We start from the raw sequence: 1310 nt of genomic DNA, 5'->3' as shown, positions 1-1310 counted from the left end.
GGGCCTTGGCCCCGGATGTTGAACACGTCTATGCGGCTTGGGTCAGGGTAGTTGCTGCTGGTCGGAGGGCGTTCTCGTAGGCGATCGGCGACCGCTGACCGAGGCGGGAGTGCCGGCGGCGGGTGTTGTATCGGGTCAGCCAGCGGAAGGCGTCGAGCCTGGCCTCACGCTCGCTCGACCAGGCTTTGCGGCCTTTGAGCGTCTCTCTCTTGAAGGCGGCGTTGAAGCTTTCCGCGGCTGCGTTGTCCGCGCTTGATCCGATCGCGCCCATGCTCTGCCGGACCCCAGCTGACCTGCAGAGTTCCGCGAAGGCCCTGCTCGAATATTGAGATCCGTGGTCCGTGTGCATGATCGCTCCGGCCAGGCTCCCGCGGGTCCGCTCGGCCGCCATCAGGGCGTCGGTGACGAGCTCGGTTCGCATGTGGTCGGCGATGGCCCAGCCGGCCAGCCGTCGTGAGGCGAGGTCGATGACGGTCGCGAGGTAGAGCGGCTTGGCGCCGCTGACCGGCAGGTATGTGATGTCGCCGACGTACTTCATGTTGACCTCGGCCGCGGTGAAGTCACGGCCGATCAGGTCCGGTGCCTGCGCCGCGGCCTGGTCCGCGACGGTGGTGCGGTGCCGGCGGCGCAGACGGACTCCCTCGATTCCGATGGTCCGCATGATCCTGGCGACGCGCTTGTGGTTGACCGCGGGGCCTCCCTCGTCGCGGAGTTCCGCGGTGATTCTGGGGGCTCCGTAGGTGCCGTCGGAGTCCTGGTGGACCTTGCGTATCCGGGCCGCGATCCCGGCTTCGACGGCCTGGCGGGCCGCTCTCGCGGATGCGGTGCGGCGCCAGTAGTAGAAGCTGGAGCGGGCCAGGCCGAGGATGTCGCAGAGCCGCTTCACGCCGTGTCGGCGCTGGTGATCGTCAACGAACTGGTAGCGGTTCACCAGCGCGTCTCCGTTGCGAAATACCGGGCCGCCTTGCGAAGAATGTCGCGTTCTTCCTCCAGCTCACGGATCCTCTTGCGGGTGGCGGCCAGCTCCGCCTGAACGGCGTCGCCGACGGCCTGCGAGGCGGCCGGCGGTGCGGAGTGGGCGCCAGGTCGGCGCCCATCAGCGGCCCGGATCCAGTTCCTCAGCGTCTCGGTGTTCACCCCGAGATCACCGGCGACCGACTTGATCGTCGCTCCCGGCCTCGACCGGTACAACGCGACCGCGTCCGCCTTGAACTCGGCGGGGTAGTGCTTCATCCCCACAGGGGACTCCGTTCTCCTGGACCATCAAGATCCAAGTGTCTCCGGTGTCCAAGATCCGGGGTCAAGGCCCC

1 protein-coding gene is annotated in these 1310 nt (G+C 68.0%); it reads right to left on the bottom strand.

The features are described from left to right. Positions 1-28 precede the first annotated feature (28 nt). Positions 29-1239, bottom strand: a protein-coding gene (locus ABZ490_RS52155) for an IS3 family transposase (protein WP_359008134.1) whose coding sequence is annotated in 2 segments (ribosomal slippage) — positions 29-948 and positions 948-1239 — 1212 coding nt in all. Because the reading frame shifts where the segments join, the coding sequence is not laid out codon by codon here. Positions 1240-1310: the final 71 nt, after the last annotated feature.

The organism is Streptomyces sp. NPDC005811 (assembly GCF_040630405.1).
Lineage (GTDB): Bacteria > Actinomycetota > Actinomycetes > Streptomycetales > Streptomycetaceae > Streptomyces.
Note: the sequence above shows the minus strand (reverse complement) of the source record. Positions and strands in the feature narration are given on the sequence as shown.